The organism is Mesorhizobium sp. XAP4, assembly GCF_029269325.1.
Lineage (GTDB): Bacteria > Pseudomonadota > Alphaproteobacteria > Rhizobiales > Rhizobiaceae > Mesorhizobium > Mesorhizobium ciceri.
Window position 1 is genome coordinate 1 of record NZ_JARIXW010000010.1, and the last position, 17365, is coordinate 17365.

Annotated in this window: 16 protein-coding genes and 1 pseudogene; 7 read left to right on the forward strand and 10 right to left on the reverse strand. The window is 61.3% G+C overall.

Annotated elements, in window-relative coordinates; all coding sequences use genetic code 11:
- Window positions 1-764 (forward strand): TCP-1/cpn60 chaperonin family protein (locus P3C39_RS30545; RefSeq protein WP_275954914.1); only part of this gene is annotated, 764 nt, incomplete at its 5' end.
- A gap of 156 nt (window positions 765-920) precedes the next feature.
- Here P3C39_RS30545 and P3C39_RS30550 read toward each other — a convergent pair.
- The 4 genes and pseudogenes from P3C39_RS30550 to P3C39_RS30565 all read right to left on the reverse strand — a co-directional run.
- Window positions 921-2289, reverse strand: a protein-coding gene (locus tag P3C39_RS30550; RefSeq protein WP_127382146.1) for an IS1182 family transposase whose coding sequence is annotated in 2 segments (ribosomal slippage) — window positions 921-1367 and window positions 1369-2289 — 1368 coding nt in all. Because the reading frame shifts where the segments join, the coding sequence is not laid out codon by codon here.
- Between the two features lie 185 nt (window positions 2290-2474).
- A complete protein-coding gene (locus P3C39_RS30555) occupies window positions 2475-3476 on the reverse strand; it encodes a zincin-like metallopeptidase domain-containing protein (RefSeq protein WP_127319925.1) in 1002 nt (333 codons plus the stop codon).
- A gap of 727 nt (window positions 3477-4203) precedes the next feature.
- On the reverse strand, window positions 4204-4509 hold the full coding sequence (locus P3C39_RS30560) for a thioredoxin domain-containing protein (RefSeq protein WP_346016462.1): 306 nt from the start codon (window positions 4507-4509) through the stop codon (window positions 4204-4206).
- Between the two features lie 380 nt (window positions 4510-4889).
- Window positions 4890-5876 (reverse strand): annotated as a pseudogene (locus P3C39_RS30565) (cation:dicarboxylase symporter family transporter); the annotation flags it as partial.
- Between the two features lie 707 nt (window positions 5877-6583).
- Between P3C39_RS30565 and P3C39_RS30570 the strand changes: the two are divergent.
- Window positions 6584-6973, forward strand: coding sequence for a hypothetical protein (locus tag P3C39_RS30570; RefSeq protein WP_024505560.1), 390 nt, complete (start codon window positions 6584-6586; stop codon window positions 6971-6973).
- A 189-nt stretch (window positions 6974-7162) separates the two neighbouring features.
- Here P3C39_RS30570 and P3C39_RS30575 read toward each other — a convergent pair whose 3' ends face one another.
- Window positions 7163-7402 carry a hypothetical protein gene (locus P3C39_RS30575; protein ID WP_127319927.1) on the reverse strand — a complete coding sequence of 80 codons (240 nt, stop codon included), beginning with the start codon at window positions 7400-7402 and terminating at the stop codon, window positions 7163-7165.
- A gap of 295 nt (window positions 7403-7697) precedes the next feature.
- Window positions 7698-8168, reverse strand: a complete 471-nt coding sequence (locus P3C39_RS30580; protein WP_245463567.1) for a hypothetical protein — start codon at window positions 8166-8168, stop codon at window positions 7698-7700.
- A 599-nt stretch (window positions 8169-8767) separates the two neighbouring features.
- On the opposite strand from P3C39_RS30580, the gene P3C39_RS30585 reads away from it, so the two are divergent.
- Window positions 8768-9016: a DUF6074 family protein gene (locus P3C39_RS30585; protein ID WP_032899751.1), complete on the forward strand. Its 249-nt coding sequence runs from the start codon at window positions 8768-8770 to the stop codon at window positions 9014-9016.
- A 366-nt stretch (window positions 9017-9382) separates the two neighbouring features.
- Here the strand turns inward: P3C39_RS30585 and P3C39_RS30590 are convergent, their stop codons facing one another.
- The 4 genes from P3C39_RS30590 to panB all read right to left on the reverse strand — a co-directional run bounded on the left by P3C39_RS30590 (window position 9383) and on the right by panB (window position 12664).
- The gene (locus tag P3C39_RS30590; RefSeq protein WP_024505563.1) at window positions 9383-10015 is read right to left on the reverse strand and encodes an acyl-homoserine-lactone synthase; all 633 of its coding nucleotides are present in this window, start codon (window positions 10013-10015) and stop codon (window positions 9383-9385) included.
- 92 nt (window positions 10016-10107) lie between these two features.
- Entirely contained in the window at window positions 10108-10827 is a 720-nt protein-coding gene (locus P3C39_RS30595) for a LuxR family transcriptional regulator (RefSeq protein ID WP_024505564.1), read from the reverse strand.
- Window positions 10828-10922: 95 nt separating this feature from the next.
- Window positions 10923-11831 (reverse strand): pantoate--beta-alanine ligase, encoded by a 909-nt coding sequence (gene panC, locus P3C39_RS30600; RefSeq protein WP_024505565.1) that lies wholly within the window; start codon window positions 11829-11831, stop codon window positions 10923-10925.
- The gene (gene panB / locus P3C39_RS30605) at window positions 11828-12664 is read right to left on the reverse strand and encodes a 3-methyl-2-oxobutanoate hydroxymethyltransferase (RefSeq protein WP_127319929.1); all 837 of its coding nucleotides are present in this window, start codon (window positions 12662-12664) and stop codon (window positions 11828-11830) included. Before panB ends, panC begins: the two co-directional genes overlap by 4 nt.
- A 171-nt stretch (window positions 12665-12835) precedes the next feature.
- On the opposite strand from panB, the gene P3C39_RS30610 reads away from it, so the two are divergent.
- The 4 genes from P3C39_RS30610 to nadC all read left to right on the forward strand — a co-directional run bounded on the left by P3C39_RS30610 (window position 12836) and on the right by nadC (window position 17256).
- A complete protein-coding gene (locus tag P3C39_RS30610) occupies window positions 12836-13798 on the forward strand; it encodes a hypothetical protein (RefSeq protein ID WP_127319931.1) in 963 nt (320 codons plus the stop codon).
- 62 nt (window positions 13799-13860) lie between these two features.
- A complete protein-coding gene (gene nadA, locus P3C39_RS30615; RefSeq protein WP_095486074.1) occupies window positions 13861-14835 on the forward strand; it encodes a quinolinate synthase NadA in 975 nt (324 codons plus the stop codon).
- On the forward strand, window positions 14832-16373 hold the full coding sequence (locus tag P3C39_RS30620) for an L-aspartate oxidase (protein WP_127330663.1): 1542 nt from the start codon (window positions 14832-14834) through the stop codon (window positions 16371-16373). The genes nadA and P3C39_RS30620 overlap by 4 nt, the downstream gene beginning before the upstream one ends.
- A gap of 1 nt (window position 16374) precedes the next feature.
- Complete coding sequence (gene nadC, locus P3C39_RS30625; protein WP_024505570.1) at window positions 16375-17256, forward strand: carboxylating nicotinate-nucleotide diphosphorylase; 882 nt, start codon at window positions 16375-16377, stop codon at window positions 17254-17256.
- Window positions 17257-17365 lie beyond the last annotated feature (109 nt).

Below are 17365 nucleotides of genomic sequence, written 5' to 3' on the forward strand. Positions count from 1 at the left end.
GCCAGGTCATCTCGGAAGACCTCGGCATCAAGCTCGAGAACGTCGGCCTCAACATGCTCGGCCGCGCCAAGAAGGTGTCGATCTCCAAGGAGAACACCACCATCGTCGACGGCGCCGGCAAGAAGGCCGAGATCCAGGGCCGCGTCGCCCAGATCAAGCAGCAGATCGAAGAGACCACCTCGGACTACGACAAGGAGAAGCTGCAGGAACGTCTCGCGAAGCTGGCGGGCGGCGTTGCGGTGATCCGCGTCGGCGGTGCGACGGAAGTCGAAGTCAAGGAAAAGAAGGACCGCGTCGATGACGCCCTCAACGCGACCCGCGCGGCCGTCGAAGAAGGCATCGTTGCAGGCGGCGGCGTCGCGCTGCTGCGCGCTTCGGCCAACATCAAGGCCACCGGCGTCAACGCCGACCAGGCCGCCGGCATCAACATCGTGCGTCGTGCGCTGCAGGCTCCGGCCCGCCAGATCGCGGCCAACGCCGGTGCGGAAGCATCGATCGTTGCCGGCAAGATCCTTGAGAACAAGGGCGCGACCTTCGGCTACAACGCCCAGACCGGCGAATATGGCGACATGATCGCCCTGGGTATCGTCGATCCGGTCAAGGTTGTGCGCACGGCTCTGCAGGACGCGGCCTCGGTCGCCGGCCTGCTGGTCACCACCGAAGCCATGATCGCGGAGGCTCCGAAGAAGGAGTCGGCTGGCGGCGGCATGCCTGGCGGCATGGGCGGCGGCGGCATGGGCGGCATGGGCGGCATGGATTTCTAATCCAGCTCTGGCAGCTTTCGCAACGAGAGGGCGGCATCAATGCCGCCCTCTCAGACTGCTGACAAACCCCGTCGATTTTCGGCGGGGTTTTTTGTTATGTGATTGAAGTGTCTTGGACTGTTTGTGTCAGGAGATTTTGACAAGAGGCATTGAGCCTCATGCGCGGGCCGGCTTGGGTTTCGGGCACAGGCAAAGGGCGATCTTTTTGATGTTCTGGGCGGCGGCGGCGATCAGGCACTGGCAGGCGACCTTGGTGAGACTTCGGAACCGCGCATAGCGGTGACCATGCAGTTGCTTGGCGTCGGCGAAGGAGCGCTCGACGGTCTCCTTGCGGCGGCGGTAGATAGCCTTGCCCCATGCGGTCAGCCGGTTGGCGTCGGTGCGCTCCTTCGCATCGGCCCAGGCATGGCGGATGATGGTGCGTTGGGCCTTGGCATTGCTGGTGCAGGAGGCAAGCAGCGGGCAGTCGCGGCAGATAGCCGGGTCACTCTTGTAGTGGCGGTAGCCATTGCGGTCGGTGGTGGCGTAGGCCAGCATCTGGCCCTGTAGGCAGCGATAGCCATCAGCCGCCGGCTCATGGGTGAAGGAGGACGGACCCATCATGGCCGGGCTTGGGCGGTCTGGGGCGACGATAACCGGTGACACCGCGGATTGCCCGATCCTCCAGTCCTTTGGCGATGCCTGCCGTGGCATAGCCGGCGTCCAGCCCGACGGCGCCGACATCAAAGCCGAAGCGCTGCACCTGCCGATCGAGCCTCGACAGGTAGACGGTCGAATCGTGGACGATCGCCGTCGTGTGCGTGTCGGTGATGATGGCGTGCGCCGCATCCACCGTGCGATGGTCGAGATAGAAAAAGCCCTTCGGCTTGCCCTCGCGTACCATGTAGCCGCTGTCGGGGTCGGTGCGCGAGACCTTGGTCTCCTTAACCGCAGGCCGCCGCTCCTTCTGCTTCAGCGGCTTCTGGCCATGCAGCGCCCGTTCGGTGTCGATCGCACGATCGAGGTCGGCCCAATAGTCGGCCCGCGACTTGGCGATCATGGCAAGATCGTATTTGCCCTTGTTGGCGTTGGCCTTCAGATGGGTGGAGTCGGTGTACAGCACCGTGCCGTCGACCAAGCCCGCCCGGATCGCCTGCTCAACAATGCGGTCGAAGATCGCCTGCGACACGCTGGTGTCGTCGTAACGCCGCCGCCGGTTCTGGCTCAACGTCGAGGCGTCGAACACCTTGTCCGTCAGCTTCAGTCGCAGGAACCAACGATAGGCGACATTGACCTCGATCTCGCGCACCAGCTGCCGCTCCGAGCGAACGCCAAACAGGTAGCCGATGAACAGCGCCTTGAACATCAAGGTCGGGTCGAGCGGCGGGCGGCCATTGTCGGGGCAATACAGCGGCGCGGTCAGATCGTGGATGAAGGTGAAATCGATCACACGGTCGATCTTGCGCAAAAGGTGATCGGCAGGAACCAACTGATCCAGCGTCACCATCTCGAGCGCGGTCTGTTCAGGGGCGGGTCGCTTCAACATGACCCAGTGAATCAAAAACCCCCAGCAAATGCCAGGGGTTTGTCAGCAGTCTGAGAGGGCGGCATCAATGCCGCCCTCTTTTTTTGCGAACCTCGGTCCGATGAACGATCCACGCCAACGCCGGCCATCGGTGTTAGGGCAACCTCAAAAGAACTGTCGAGTTGGTTGCGCGCGGCTTTGCGTCATCAGAGGCGCAAGGCGGTCGCGTGTGAGGATTGCGCGGTCCCATAGGCGGTTTCGGCATGTGCCTCACCTTCGACATCGACATTGCGGCCAAGCAGGAAATCGGCGGCTTTCGAGGCATGGCTTGCGGCGCGGAAGATGGCGCGGTTGTCCTCGCGCAAAACCGTCAGCCATGAGCCGATGTAGTCGGCATGGCGCACGGTCGGCTCGATGCCGAGACTGCTGCAGATGAAGGCTGATGCGATTTCGGCGACGAGTTCCTCGCGCGCATAGGTGTTGGACCCGAAGGAGCCGGACAGGTCGCGCGCGAGTCGCCTCGGGTGGCCGGTCCAGTGGCCAAGCTCGTGAAAGCAGGTCCGGTAATAGTCGATCTGGTGGAAGAAAGCCGGCTGCGGCGGCACCTGTATGGTGTCGCTGCCGGGCATGTAGAAGGCGCGCTCGCCGCCGATGCGAAAATCAGCGCCGGTTGCATGAATGAGCGCCTCGGCCTGCGGGACAATCTCGCGCTCAGGCAGAGGCTCGCCGGCGTCGTAAAGATGTTCGGGCAGATTATCGCACTGCGCGACATTGAAGACGGTGAAGCGCTTCAGGAAGGGCACCGCCTGCGGTTCGTCGCCATCGGTGTCGGCGCGTTGCTTTTCGTTCTTGGGAACAAAGCGGTCAGCGTGAACGATGGTGGTGCCGTGCTCGCCCTTTCTGACATTGCCGCCAAGCGAAAGCGCCTGCCGGAAGGTGAGCCAGTTCTGGCTGGGGAAACCACGCTCGATGACCGCGCCCCACAGGATCAGGATATTGATGCCGGAATATCGGCGCTGGGTGGCCGCATTCCGCGGCAGGCCGAGGCCTGTCCTTGCCCTGCCCCACGGCTTGACCCATGGCACGGTGCCGCGCTCCAGTTCGGCAATGATGCGGTCGGTGATTTCCTGATAAAGGCTGGCGCCGGTGCGCCCGCCACTGTCTGCGCCAGCCTGTCGGCTGCCGCAACGTTTGTTGTTTGCACGCATCGTGATGTCCTCCGCTCTACAATCGCGCGCCCTCCCCGGAAGCGGGGTGGGCGGCAAAAGCGACCGGAAAGGCCCGCCGTCGGAGGCAGACTGCATCAGCAGGACCGGAACGGAGTGGAGGACCCGAAAGCGACAAGCGAAGGGTTGCGGGACGCCGCGGCGGGCCTAGAAGGGAGTGCTGCCCACCCTGCGCCAGGGGGAAGGCCACAATAGAAAGACGCCGGCCGACAGGCCGGCGACCGTCAGCAGCCGAAGGCTGCCCCGCGCCAGGGGGCGATGCCGCAGGGCCAAGACCGCCTGAGCTTGCCGAAGAAAAGCGGGCTCGGTTCACGAGCACCCGGCCAGCGACTTCAGGCGCGGGCGCTCAGGATTGTTGTTGGCGCCCACGGCAGCTGGATGACCGCAACAAGATTACGAGGAGCGACAGCAAGCCAGCTGCCACAAACGGCACGCTCCGGCAACAACAGCGTGGCCGATCTACAGATGCTGCCCCGCACGAGAGCCAGCACGCTTTGAGCGCGCATCGGCGATGCAAGCGTTGCAAGCTGGCCATGTCCACAAGGTCCGGCGGCCACTATAGACCACCAACGCGGGCGTACCGTCTAAGTGCAGACCTTTCGCGAGTGCGCGGACGCGTGCATTTCATCTGCGATGGCCGGATCTTGCATTCCCGCTTGAGCTGCTCAACGTCAAGGCCTACACGCGCTGCGATCTTGAGAGTGACCCTTCAACTGGGGGAAATCATAAGGGCGCGGTGGAATTCGTCGAACTTTCCCTGTTTTCTCGAGGCGAGTGCGGCGAAGGCTGGGAATTGGGAATCCGGTCCCAGGACCGGGAACTGTTTGATCACAAGCTTCAGATTGGGTTCATGCTTGAAGGCTTTTTGGTAGTTGATATCAGCCAGTCTGCAATGCGGACAGTTGTGGTAGTCATTGAATATGACCAGAACGGCATCGCCTTGCGGGTTGCCGGCGATTGGCGAAGGAGATAGTTGTCGAATGCGCCGCTCCACTTTTGCCTGTCGGTCGACCACGCCTGCCGGTGCAGGTTCGCGCTATATTGGCTCGCCAGCAAGGCGAGGAGTAAAAGAAGAGCTGCGACAGTGATGGCAGTCGGCTTAGACATGAGTCTCCAATCCATGGACGGCGTGGCAGCAACGGCCCGCCTTTTTGGTGTAAAATGGGTCAGTTTTGAATCGTGCCCCGCAGTTGCTACAGGCGCAAAAGTGCCGGTGCGATCTGGCGGTTTCTCAAATACGGCTTTGCGCCATCGGGTCCACCCCAATAGCTGAGCGTCGTTCGCACGGGGAATTGTGTTCACCACGCCGGGCGACTTGACCGTCCACCGCCAGAGCGCTGAACGGTCCGCTAGTGAGGCGCTCCCCGAATCGTCGTTTATCCCGCTCGCCCCGGACCGGGTGACAGCCAGCGTTGCCGCTACGCTGCGGAGAAAAACCGTCAGCGCGTGGCATTCGGACATAAGCTGATCAACGCCAAGAATAAGCCCCACGGAGGTGACCGGTGCGGCCGGAACAAGAAAGAGCGTTGCAGCCATTGTGACGAGGCCTGCACCGGTAATGCGGGTTGTTCCGTTCGAAGGGAACAATGCGACAAACAGCATGAGGATCCGGCAGCCGATCGGGAGATCAGTTTTCGTCGCTTGGGCGATGAAAAGGGCGGCGAGCATCATATTCGTGCCGTCCAGATTGAATGGAATGAGACCCACGACCGAATGCGTGGCGCCGGCCTTTTCCATCTTCTCCATGAGCGAGGCCAGCGCGGCCTCTGAGGAGGACATTGCGAGCAGCAGCTCGTCCTTGATGTATCGGACGAGAGAGAAGAGCGAGCGGCCGTTGTAGCGGCAGACCGCGCCGAACAGGACCGAGAGGAACAGGACCGAGAGGAACAAGACTTGCAGGATGTCGCCTTCCGCGAAGGCACTGGCAATCGTTGACGGGATGATGTTCATCAGGAAGCTGGTCACGGACTGCTCGTGAGCCGTGGCCACATAGCCCTTAACGGCTTCGACATCGAGCGAGGCCGGATCGATGTTGAGGCCGGCGCCAGGCTGAACGATATTCGTGACAATCAGCCCGACAACAAAAGCGAGCGTCGAGAAGGTGAGAAAATAGACCATCGCCTTGGCGGCAACTCGGCCGACCTTCTGCAGATCGCTCATGCCGGCAATGCCGGTCGCTATTGTCAGGAAGATGACAGGTACGGTGATTATCTTGACGACCTCGACGAAGGCATCGCCGAGCGGCTTCAGGCTGTGGCCGGTCTCCAAATGGAAATAGCCGATTGCGGCACCCAGGATTATGGCGGCAAGTACCTGCACGTAGGTCCGGGCAAAATGGCGCTTGCGGGGCGCTGCGATCGCGCGGGGAACTCTTGGAACCAACACCGTCTCTCTCCTTGACCGGATCGGGGTGGGGCTCCTCCCTCTCCCATGCAGTGCTCCGGTCGAACGCTGCGCCCACTTCGGCGCAAACGATGTGCCAAATAGCAAAGAGGGGAAAACGCGCAGGACCTCACGCAATGCTTGCGATTCGCTCTCCCACACTCGTGCAGTGGTTGCCTGTTGCAACTATGGAAGGCTCAATTCTTGGGAATTCCAAAGGTCGCTCTTTGCGTCGGCGCAGCTTGGCTGCCTGGAAGGTTCCCTCTTTGCCTTGCGGTCTGCGAGCAGGGTCCAGATGGTCATCATTTGGCTGCGCGCCGCACGGGGCTCGAAAGATTCAATCGAGGACGGGTCCTCTTGGAAAACGGGGGCGGCGTTGGTCAAGCCCTTCCACCCTGCTGTCCCAATGGTGTTCAGAAGCTCAGTTCACGATCAAGCGATGGATCAGCGTCATCTGGCGTTTGCGCCATCGCGCGGCGTTGCAGCGGGTCTGCCAAAGATGAGCAAGCCGCGAGGCAAGGTCCGAGACCTAGACTCCAACCTCATAGCGCGCTCGGCTCGCGTTAGGAAGGTTCGAACCGCAGCACGATCAGGTGGCGACACCGTTGGTCGGAACCGGAACCCGACGAATGATCGTTCGTGACCGACATCTGTGAACAAGCAGTATGTGTCATTGCAATCACCACCCATTGCGCGGAAATGCCCATATGGCCGTGAATGAACTGGATTTGGTGATTTTCCAGATGGCGGTGGAAAGCGTCCGCTTGCTCTCTTCAAGCTTTGATGAGAAGGCGGCTGAGATAGCCACGAGGAGCCGTGGTAGCCTTCTTTTTGACGTGCGGGTGGACGGTGACCTGGAGGTCCAGCGAGTCGCAGCCATTGGATATCCAGGCGACAAGATCGGTGTGGTGGCATTGGACCGAGAGGGCCTTGTTAGCTGTTGTTGCCTTGTCAATGGCACCTTCTCACCTTTCATTGCACCGTTGGAGAACTGGACCAGCATGCCCCTTTCGATGCAGGCCCAGATCGATGTCACAGGCTATGCGAGGCTCCTTCTGGCCGCCTTGCGAAATGCTGGACATATGCTGGACAGGTAGCATCGCCGATGATGTCTGTGATGAGATGGTGCAAACGGATGGACGAGGCGATCGCTTGCTGGCAGCTTTGCAACAAAGCGATCGGTGAGTTCGCAATGCTGGAACACGTCCTTTAGACTCTGCAGTTAAGTTAGCGGACTACCATCTGACGAATGCCCTCTGACAGTCTGCATGGCGCGGCATGCCCTCTTAGGAATGCAGCCGTGGTTCTACACCATCGGCTGTTTTTGTGTCGAAGGGGCACGCATGAACGAAGGAAGCGGCCGCCAACAGTTCCTCCAACTCGCGTTCGGTGGCCTTGCATGCCGGCATTAGTGTTCGGATGGTGCGGATCGCCTGCGCCATGGAGAGAAAGCGGACCCTTCCCCTGGAAAGGACATAGGCTTCGGCGGCTTTTTCGACGGTGACGGTGTGAAACGAATTGGTCATGACGAATTCCTCCCTGAACCCTGACCAACCCGACTTATGGCACGAATTCGACCGCCTTCAAGCCTATGTCCGATTGCGGACAATCGCTGCGATTCGTTCAAAACCGCTGATGCTTTTGGGCGACCTGGTGAAGGGCAAGGAGACGTCGGCTGAACCCGTTTCAACCCGACATGCTTCAGGCAGCGGCCAGGCCGAAATAACGCTGCTCCTCCTTGTCATAAGCGCCATGTGTGAGCTTTATCAATCCGGCACGATCGTGATCTCGCCGCGCTTGGCGTGCACCAGTCCTCGATACTCAAGCATTTGCAGGGCCGTGGTGACCCCGGGCGGTGGGCGCGAGCATGGTCGCCAGAAATTCATGCGTCGGGAGGATCTTATCTCCTTCCGCACGGTCGTGGACCATCAGCTGCCAGCGGGCCAGCCGTTCTTCGATCTTGGAGTGGCCATTGACCAGTGCCGTCCGGCATGATTGGATGAGGAACGCGTGGGCATAGTCCAGCACTGAGGTGCGAAGCGACGGGCTAATCGCAGGGCGAAGGTTTTCAACCGGCAGGCGCCAGGTAGTGCTTTCCTTTCCGAGAATGACGGCAATTCCTTTCATCCCGTCATCGCCGACAATGCCGACTTCACCTTGCCGCCCGCCGGTCATGGTGGCGACCACCGACGCGATGCCCCTCTCGGGAAAATATACGTTCTTGATCGGCTGATGCGCGACCTCCAACTTGTCCTTGATGCCCGGTTCGACGTGATGCAGCGATGGTCGCAAAAGCGCGAAGTCCTGCGGGGTGAGGGCTTCAGCACCTGGTCGCGAAAGAGGGATCGGGCAAGGCTCTCTTCCAACGGGGCAAGAGCGCGTACGTCTTACTGTCGGCTGCACCGAAGTAAATGCCGGCCGATGCCAAAGCATAGGCTTCGAAACGCGCGATTGCAAAGCCCTGTCGGGGCAGTGCAGTCATGCTAGAAGTCGCGCCGCCTACGATAGGCAGCGGATGACATGATTCCCTTCTTCGGCGGCCACCAAGAACGGCTCGGGCACGCTTTAATCGTTCATACACAAGCTCGCAGGAATGTAAGCAGCGGAACAATCGGGTGATTCGTACCGCCCTGCCCTTTCAGAGATCAAGTCATTGGACGTCAATTCGGCTGGAACGCCTCGTCGAACGGCCCAGGAAAATGCAGCCGGATGAGCAATGGTGGTTCACCTTATGTGCGGTCCCGGATATGCGGTCCGGCGGCTCATCTCCCAATGGCTTGTCGATGGGGAAGTGGAACTCGTCATGTCGCCGCGAACCGTCACCGCGCTAGCGGGGCTCTTTTGAAGACGCCGGTGTTTTTCTTTGTGGAACTGAATCTGTGAGGTGATTGATGCATGAATCAAACATTTGCGTATTTCCGCTGCATCGGCGACGTATATTGGTCGAAAGTATCGCCCAGGCCCTCGAGACCAAGAACGGCGAGGCGGCGAGTGCGTTCTGGCGCTGTTCTGCCAAGAAAATGCTCATTCAATTGTCCGATGTAGGAATTGCGCCAGAGCTCGCTGCGCAGGAGGTTGGAAGCCTTCTTCATGCGGTCTTGGACGACATGGCCAACCGAACGGTAATGCACAAAGCATAGGCTCGGGCGCTGTTGGACCGCGCGTCAGCTCGGGTCCTTATCAGGGGACTGCTCCGACTGGCCGACGGTCCGGCCAAACCGGCATACCGGCAAAGGTTTGAGGTTGCGATCGCTCACGGCGGCCGGTCCAATATTCTAAGACGACCTCAGAAGCCACGTTGGCTTCTTTGGACGAAGCGGAGGGGCGCCATTTTGGCGTGCTCACGCTGGACTCCGGGTTGCGCCTACGGAAATCCAAAGTCCGGCCGCGCGAGCCAATCGACCGGAACAGTCGAAAGCTCGTGGGGGCGGGTCCGCTCACCCTCACGGCGGCGGTGGCGGCCGTGAGCAGACTTAACTCAAGTCACGGCTGAGCATCCGCAGGCGCTATGCCGATTGGATGAGAACTGGTTGCCACAACACCGGCCCGTTGAGGCGTCCCCTCCAGCGGATGCGCAAGAGACTGGCGTAGGAAATATCGAGGAAGCCGGCGACTGCCTCGGTGTTGCCGACCTGCTTGGGCTGTCCGATACGTGACAACGGCCAGGTCGCGAGACGAAGGATCCTTTCGATGCGCGTATCTGTCACCGTTACGATCCCGGAGAGATTGTTGGCCAAGCCGAATTCGATGATCCCCGCGAAGAGCTCGTAGGTTGCTTGGGCCAGGCCGCCAGCTGCCTTCGGCGCTGTCGCAGGGAGATCGAGCGCGAAACGACTACTCTCCCAGACATCGGCACTCGCAGGGACCACCATCTCATCCAGCAGCGTCGGAAACGTATCGCGCAACATTGTCGGTCCGGTGGTCGGCAAAAGGCGGACGCAGCCGCAAGTTCGCCAATCGGACCCCTTGAGAAGCAGGTAGACGGGGTTCAGGCTGTCAAACGGGTCCGTTTCCATTTCGCCTTCGGTCTGCACTTCCCAATCGAGCCGCTTCTTGAAAACCCGATACCTAAGTCCGTGCATTTCCTTGAGTTCGCTCGCAAACTCGGCGTAGCAGTCGGGTGTTATCAGCTGCATCATTGTCGTCTCCGTGCGGGATGTGTCCACGCAATCGAAGGGCAAAGCCGTCATGAATGCAGCCTGTAGACCTTTACAGCTAGACTTGGAGAGGATCAGGATCTCGCCCGAGCAGCCATCCGCACTACGGCCTGGTTGATGGTTCGCACGCCAAGCTTCGCCTTGGCGTTTTCCTGATGGAAGGTCACGGTGCGTTTCGAGACACCGAGAATCTGGCTGATATCCCAGGCCGACTTGCCGCACGCCGCCCATTTCAGGCACTCGAACTCCCGCCGGGTGAGCGTTATGCCATCTACCACGCAATCTTCGGCGAGCCTGCGCCGGGCATGGATATGAACGTTGATCGCAACCAGTTGCATTGCTTTTTCGTAGCGCGTCAGCGACCTCAGAAATGGCGGATGCGCCTCGTTGGAGGCGAAGGTCAGTGCGGCGAACCGGCCGCGATGATCATGCATCGACATGGTCAGTCCGCCGCGAATGCCGAACTCAGCTGCTTTTTCCAGGACTTCCTGCTGAGAGGTCGGCAAATAACGGTGATCGCGGTCCACACCCCAGTCGAAGGTATCCCAGCCCCGCAGTCCCCGCAGGATCACGGGATCCACGCTGTGGTAGCGCTGTTGCAGGTAATGTGATGTCCATGATGATGGATAATTCGAGATAAATCGTGGCCTGTCGCCGGAAGCGGATGGGTAGGTGAAATAAGCGAAGAGCGGAAAGTCGAACCCGGCTGCGGCGGACGCCATTGCCTCATGGAGATCGACGGCATCGACGCTTGCAGAGAGTTGCTCGACCAAGGTTTCAAATACGCGATGCATCTGCGCTTAGCGTACCTCGCGGAGGTTGCTGGAAGTCGACGGAGACGTGATTCTAAATGATGGCCTGTCCCTGCAGGGCAGACGCGCCGCCGTCATCACCGCAATTGCTGTGCTGCTTCCGATTGGAGAGAGCTCCGCCCACCTGACCAACTACCAATGGGTGATATTGCGACGTTATCGATGAGCCGCGTGTCGCCAAGCCAAGCCGCAGCAAGCAAGCGTGCCGGTCGGTCAAGGCTTGCTAACGATTGCAGGTCTGTTTCTCCGCGAAGCTCCAGGTATTCGAGCTCGCGATAGCCGGCAGCCAGAATTGCTGCACGCGCTTCATCAAGCGTAGGCAGGATGGGGGAGCCGCGTGCAAGCCGCTCGGCCGTATCGAGCAGGACCGATGCTAGTTTTGGGGCAATGGCGCGTTGGGCTGGGGAGAGCCGCACGTTACGCGACGATAGCGCAAGACCATCGGCTTCGCGGACTGTCGGACAGGGCACAATAGTGATCGGAATGTCGAGATCCCGGACCAAGCGCCTGACAAGCTGAAGTTGCTGAAAATCCTTTTCGCCAAAAAAGGCGAAGTCAGCGCCGGCCTGCAGGAAGAGCTTGGCCACGACCGTCGCCACGCCATTGAAATGGCCGGGCCGGAATGCGCCGCAAAGGCATTCGCTGATGCCGGACACTGAAACGGCCGTGGCGAAGCCCACCTGGTACATTTCCTCTGTGTCCGGCACATAGAGCAGATGCGTGCCCAGCAGAGCGAGCTTGGCAGCATCGTCGCTTTCCGTCCGAGGGTAGGCAATCAGGTCGGCGGGGCTGTTGAACTGCTTGGGGTTTACGAACAGCGTCACGATCACCCGCTCGGCCCTTTCGAGCGCCTTCCGCACGAGGCTCAGATGCCCGTCGTGCAAGGCTCCCATGGTCGGCACAATACCGATCGTGGCACCCGAGCGACGCCATTGCGCAACGACGCCGCGCAGCTCGCTCACGGTCCGAGCGATCGGCACGCTCATGTGAAGTCACCGGCCTTCAAGGCGTTGACATAGAGATGTTCGACCGCCGGAAAGTGCCGGTTCCGCACATCGGTGGCGTAAGCGGCGATTGCCGCCTCAGCCTGCTCACCGAGCTCGGCATAGCGTTTGACGAACTTCGGCCGAAATGAGGTGAAGAGCCCGAGCATATCGTGGCTCACCAGAATCTGGCCGTCGCAAGCTGGCGAGGCACCGATGCCGATTGTGGGTATGTCGATATCGGCGGTTATCTGCCGTGCAAGCTGCTCCGGTATCTTTTCCAGCACCAAGGAGAAGGCGCCCGCTTCGGTTACCGCCCTGGCGTCGCGCCTGATCCGCTCTGCATCGGCTCCCCGGCCCTGCACACGATAGCCTCCAAACGTGTTTACCGCCTGCGGCGTCAGGCCCACATGGGCCATGACAGGTACGCCGCGCGCGGTAAGGAAGCGGATGGTTTCCGCGATGGTCTCGCCGCCCTCGATCTTTACCGCTGAACAACCGGTCTCACCCATCACGCGCGCAGCGTTGCCGAAAGCGTGCTCTGGGCTTTCCTCGTAGGAACCGAAGGGCAGGTCGACGACCATCAGCGCGTGTTCAAGGCCGCGGCGAACGGCCTGTCCGTGCATGATCATCATGTCGAGCGTGACCCCCAGCGTCGACGACAGGCCGTGCAGCACCATGCCGACGCTGTCGCCGACAAGAACGATGTCGCAGTGGCGATCGAGCAGCCTCGCGACCGGCGTGGTGTAGGCCGTCAAGCATACAAGTGGCGTCTGGCCTTTTCGCGATCGAATATCTGGAGGAGTCATCCCTTTTATCTCACCAGCCGCGCTCAACCGAGGCCCCTTCCCTTACGTTACCAACAGCGGGTGTCGCGTTTGGCATATTTTTGTGCGACTGCGAAGAGCTAAAAACAGCGCTTGAGTACTCCGGTGTTGACGTGCTGGCTGCCAAGGTTACATTCAATCGATTAAGGCGCTCCGTTGGGCCAACCCGCTTTCGCAAACATGGATCCTCAGACAAGAAGAACCAAGAAAGGCAAAGCCGCCGTCAAAGCTGACGAAGCTAAAGTGGACCTGACTGCCGTCGTGGTCGCCGTAAACGACAGTGAGCCCTGTGTCCTCACAGTCGGTCATGCGGACACCCTCCCTTCTGGACCTTTTGCCCTTGAGCATCGATCACTGCAGTCGGGTTTGAGGGGGTGGGTGGAGCAGCAGACCGGCCATGCACTTGGATACATCGAGCAACTCTACACCTTCGCCGATCGCGATCGCATCGGCACTGAGCGCCACCATCGCGTCATCTCAATCAGCTATCTCGCATTGACCAGGAAGGAACAGGCAACGAACTCGGCCGCGTGCGGCTGGCAAAGTTGGTACGAATATTTTCCCTGGGAGGACCACCGCTTCGGCACGCCGCCTGTGCTGCTCGATAGATTGCGGCCCCGCCTGATTGAGTGGGCCGGCGGCGCCAGCGAGCCGACCACTCAACGCGAGCGCCGGCAGCGCGCTGCGATAGCCTTCGGCTTCGACGACCGCCATTGGAACGAGGAACTCACGCTCCAACGCTACGAGTTGCTCTATGAAGCTGCTCTGATTGAGGAGGCCGGTGGCGGCAGGGACGCGATTGCGGCCGCGGCTGGCAAACCAATGGTCGCTGACCACCGACGTATTCTGGCAACCGGGATCGCGCGGCTGCGTTCGAAGATCAAATACCGGCCGGTCGTGTTCGAGCTTATGCGGCCTTCCTTCACGCTGCTGCAACTGCAGCGAACCGTGGAAGCTTTGGCTGGCAGGCTGATCAACAAGCCGAACTTCCGGAGATTGGTCGAGCAGCAGGAACTTGTTGAGGAGACCGGGGAGACCTCCCTCGACACGGGCGGCCGACCGGCGAAGCTTTATCGCTTCCGGCATGCCGTCCTCGACGACAGGGCTATCGCCGGGACAAAATTACCGCTGGCGCGGGCTTGACATACTTATAGTCAAGGTAGATATATTCCCTTATTGTCAAACCGAATATAATCGAGGCGCCAATGACTGGGGCGTTACCTATGGCTGCGTCCCTGTATGAGCGTGTCCGGCGGGTGATCCCACCCGTTGAATGGCCCGCGTTCGCCGGCGATATTGAAGCCATCTTAGCGCTGAAGCGTGAGCGCAATGCGGTGGTGCTGGCGCACAATTACCAGACGCCCGAAATTTTTCATTGCGTGGCAGACATCGTCGGCGACAGCCTGGCGTTGGCCCACAAGGCGGTGACGGTCGACGCCGACATCATCGTGGTTGCCGGCGTTCATTTCATGGCCGAGACGGCAAAACTGCTCAATCCGAACAAGACCGTGCTCATCCCGGATCTCCGCGCCGGCTGCTCGCTGGCCGAATCGATCACGGCAAACGACGTGCGGCTAATGCGGCTGCGGTATCCGGGGGTCCCCGTTGTTACTTACGTCAACACTTCCGCCGCCGTAAAAGCGGAGTCCGACATCTGCTGCACGTCCGGCAACGCCAAGGCGGTGGTGGAATCGCTTGGCGTGGCGCGTGTGCTGATGCTCCCGGACGAATATCTGGCGAGGAACGTGGCAGCCGATACAGACGTAGAGATCATCGCCTGGAAAGGCCATTGCGAGGTGCATGAGCGCTTCACCGCAGCAGACATCCGGGAACTGCGCGATGCCCATCCAGGCGTCATCGTGCTGGCCCATCCAGAATGCCCACCAGACGTTGTCGCGGAGGCGGAGTTCTCCGGCTCGACCGCGGCGATGTCGGATTATGTCGAGCGTGAGAAACCGACGCGTGTCGTCCTTCTGACCGAATGTTCGATGAGCGACAACGTCGCGGTCGCGCATCCCGACGTCGAGTTCGTTCGCCCATGCAATCTGTGCCCGCACATGAAGCGCATCAACCTGGCTAACATTCGCGCCGCACTCGAGCAGAACCGGCATGAGGTCCGGATTGATCCCGAAATTGCCGGCCCCGCCCGCCGCGCGGTCGAGCGCATGCTTTCCCTATGAGTCTGGAGGTTCGCGACATCGCCGGGGCGCCGGTCGTCATCGGCGGCGGCATTGCCGGCCTGATGACGGCGCTTCATCTGGCGCCGGAACCGGTCGTGCTTTTGACCAACGCGCCGCTTGGAACCGGAGCCTGCAGTGAACTTGCCCAGGGCGGTCTTGCGGCAAGTCTCGGGGGCGACGACGGCCCAGATTTTCACCTTTGCGACACGATAGCTGCCGGCGACGGACTCTGCGATGAGGCCACGGTGCGGCGAGTGGTACGAGCTGCACCCGAAGCGATTAGGACGATCCAAAGGTTCGGCGTCGACTTCGACCAGCACCCTGACCGCGCGTTGCGACTTGGGCTCGAGGCGGCACACTCGCGACGGCGGATTGTGCATGCAGCCGGCGACGCCACCGGTCGCGAGTTGGTGCGCGCGCTCGTCGCCGCGGTTCGGCGTACAGCCTCGATCACCATTATCGAAAATGTGGAGGTCCGCCGGCTGGTCGTGCAGGACGGGTCGGTCATCGCCGTGGTCGCAGCAGGACGAGCCGGCGCGCTCGCTCTGCCCACGCGTCGCGCGGTGCTGGCGACCGGCGGCGTCGGCGGGCTGTTTTGCGACACGACAAACCCCGCTGGCTCATGGGGTCACGGGCTGGCGCTCGCCGCATGGGCGGGGGCGGAACTCGCCGACTTGGAATTCATACAGTTCCATCCAACTGCGCTCGACGGTCCGCGCCGGCCGATGCCGCTGGTGAGCGAAGCCGTGCGTGGCGAAGGCGCGGTGCTCATCGATGAGCGAGGAGAGCGCTTCCTCGCCGACACACCTGGCGGTGAACTTGCGCCTCGCGACGTCGTAGCGCGCGCCATTTGGCACCAGCTTGCCGTTGGACGCCGCGTATTCCTGGACGCACGGCAAAGTCTCGGCCCGAGATTTGGCAAGCGTTTTCCAGGCATCGCCGAATTGTGCCGGAGCGCAGGAATCGACCCCGCGACCGACGTGATCCCGGTGCGCCCGGCGGCACATTATCACATGGGCGGCGTCGCCGTAGACAGCGCCGGCCGCAGCTCCATCGAGGGATTGTGGGCCTGCGGTGAGGTGGCCTGTACCGGCCTGCACGGCGCCAACCGCCTGGCCAGCAACTCGCTCACCGAAGCGGCGGTCACCGCGAGCTGGGTTGCCGAAAGCGTTGCCGGCACGTCGTATACCCGGCGACCGCGCAGATGCTCCACATTCGTCCCTCCACGACCAGACGCTTCCGTGGTCCGCCCGATTGTCTCCGCCGCCCTGGGTATCATCCGCGACGGCGAGGCAATGCGCGAAGCGGTGGCGACCCTGCTGCCGATCGCAGCCAATAGTGTCGCTGCCTCTGGTCCGGCTTTGGTCTCACTGATGATCGCCGCGGCGGCCCTGAGGCGGGAAGAGAGTCGAGGCGCGCACTGTCGGTCCGATTTCCCGCTCCACGATGCCAACGTGCGCCCATCACGGCTCACACTGCACAGCGCAATGCGGGCCGCGGCCGCACTCGATTGCCGGGCTACCATACGGAGCACTTGATATGACTTCATTCTCCCCCCTCCCCGCGACCCTGATCGAACCGATTGTGCGCGTTGCGCTCCTCGAAGACCTGGGCAGATCCGGCGACCTGACCACCGATGCGGTTATCCCGTATGATTGCACTGCCACGTTGGTGCTCAAAGCGAGGCAGGCGGGCGTCGTTGCCGGGCTCGATCTGGTCTCGTATGCCTTCCTTCTCGTGGAACCGGCGATCAACATCCAGATCTGGCGCCCTGATGGCAGCGAGGTTGGGGCCGGGGAAACCATTGCAAGATTGTCCGGACCCGCACGAGGCCTGCTCACGGCCGAACGCACGGCCCTCAATTTCTTATGCCGGCTGAGCGGCATTGCCACTGCCACAGCGGCCATGGTTGAGGCCGTGCGCGGTCACAAGGCGAGGATTGTATCGACGCGAAAGACGACGCCCGGGCTGCGGGCATTGGAGAAATACGCCGTGCGCGTCGGCGGCGGTGCCAATCACCGGTTCGGCCTCGATGACGGCGTGCTCATAAAGGACAACCACATCGCGATCGCCGGCGATATCCGCACAGCAATAGAGCGGGCGCGCGCCGCAGCAGGGCATATGGTGAAGGTCGAGGTCGAGGTCGACACGCTGAAGCAGCTCGATGCAGCGCTCGCGATTGGTGTTGACGCGGTGCTGCTCGACAATATGTCGGTCGAGGATCTTGCCCGCGCGGTTTCTATAGTGGATGGCCGTACGATCACCGAGGCGTCCGGTCGGGTGATGCCGAAAACGGCGGCGGCGATTGCGGCGACCGGTGTCGATCTCATCTCCATGGGTTGGCTGACGCACAGCGCCCCGATCCTCGACATCGGCCTGGACATGCCGGACCACCAGAACATCTGCAAGCACTTGAACTGAGGATTACGGCGTGAGGAGCAACATCAGCTCGGCAGGCGTAGGAGGTGCTGGAAAGACGTGCCGCAGCTCGCCTTTAGCGAGTGCGCCCCAAAGCCAAGAAGGCGTACCG